Source organism: Vibrio sp. 10N.222.46.A1 (assembly GCF_041473595.1).
Taxonomy (GTDB): domain Bacteria; phylum Pseudomonadota; class Gammaproteobacteria; order Enterobacterales; family Vibrionaceae; genus Vibrio; species Vibrio tasmaniensis_A.
Genome location: NZ_JBFRSN010001571.1, coordinates 1 through 1,530, shown reverse-complemented (window position 1 = coordinate 1,530; position 1,530 = coordinate 1). Strand labels below are relative to the sequence as shown.

Genomic DNA, 1,530 nt, shown 5'->3' with positions numbered 1-1,530 from the left:
GATTCACACATCGAACAAACATCAACAAACACAGAGAAGTAAAAGGTAAGTATGGAACAAATTTATTTAGCTGGCGGTTGCTTATGGGGCGTACAGGAATTTATTAAGTACGTTCCTGGTGTTATCAGCACAGAAGCAGGCCGTGCCAATGGAAGCACCCACCAGCTAACAGAAAACGGGTCGACGCAGCAAAGCGATTACGATGGCTATGCAGAGTGCGTACAAATTGAATTTGATCCAAGCGTTACGTCTGTAATGATTTTGATGAAACACTTGTTTGAGATTATCGACCCTTACAGCGTGAATAAACAAGGTGTCGATGTCGGAGAAAAATACCGCACAGGCGTTTACAGTACTAACGCAGAACACTTAACCGAAGCTAAGCACTATATTGCCTCTCGTGACGACGCCGACCGTATCGCACTCGAGATATTACCGTTAACTCACTATGTCGCGAGTGATGACATCCACCAGCATCACTTAAGTCACTTCCCTGAAGATCACCACTTGTGCCATATCCCTTGGGATCTGCTGCATAAGTATAAATCACAGTAGTCACGACGTAAGATTGAGATGGTCACGACCTAAGATCGATAAAGCCTCAACAGATATTACCCGTTGAGGCTTTGGCTTTATCGGTGCTAATGGCCAAGACAGCTATCGTGAATTGGTTTGATAGCTCAAACCATTAAGCATTAGCCATTAGCCAATAAGTTACTTAGTCGTATTCTCAAGCACGTAGTCCGGACCCGCGGTTTCAGCCGTCACGACCGCAAGTTTAGACACATCTGCGCCTTCACCTTGGTAAGCGTTAATGCCGTTAGTAACGGTCATTGCGGGCAACTCAACAGAGAAGCTCGAGATCTGCTCAGATGCTGTCACTTGGCCAACATATGTTTCATTGTCATACGTTGCGCCCATTAGCGGGTAATCTTGCGTTGCACGTACACTTACAAACTCAGGAGATTGCGAGTTATCAACCACGTTGTGTTTGAACGCCACATCAACACCTGCATAAATCTTTTCAACTTCCGCATTATTGAACAGGCTAACACGGTGAGTTTGGTTGCCATAGATAATGCCCCACTCAGTGTCGACTAGAGAGTTATTTTCGATGGTGATGTTTTTCGGCGTCCACTGCTTGTTCAGCTCTTTGCCCTTCACCGATTGATCTAGCTGCTCACCATTCGCTACGTCGATGATACCTGTGTTAATAACAATGCCGCCACGTAGGTCAGCATTGCCTTCAATCACACCGTCACGTCCACGAGTATTCGCAATGTAGTTATTACGGATCACATGGTCTTCGTCGTAGATTCGAATACCACCCGTTAAGTTCTTTTTATTACCTAGAATAATGTTATTTTCAACACTACTTCCTTTACCATGACGCAAAGAAATCAAAGCTGAACTTTCAAAAATTGTATTTCCAGAAATTGTGTTGCCACCCGACTTAACTGAGACAAGCTCGCGCTCGCCATCCATGTCGATCATCAAGTTATTAACGAATTTTGAATTAGAGTCCCACTG

Annotated in this window: 2 protein-coding genes; one reads left to right on the top strand and one right to left on the bottom strand. The window is 44.5% G+C overall.

Annotated features, from left to right (window positions below; all coding sequences use genetic code 11):
- Positions 1–51: 51 nt before the first annotated feature.
- The gene (locus tag AB4496_RS28165) at positions 52–555 is read left to right on the top strand and encodes a peptide-methionine (S)-S-oxide reductase (protein WP_102257321.1); all 504 of its coding nucleotides are present in this window, start codon (positions 52–54) and stop codon (positions 553–555) included.
- A gap of 159 nt (positions 556–714) precedes the next feature.
- Here AB4496_RS28165 and AB4496_RS28160 read toward each other — a convergent pair.
- A partial coding sequence (locus AB4496_RS28160; RefSeq protein WP_372133331.1) for a chondroitinase-B domain-containing protein occupies positions 715–1,530 on the bottom strand: 816 nt, incomplete at its 5' end.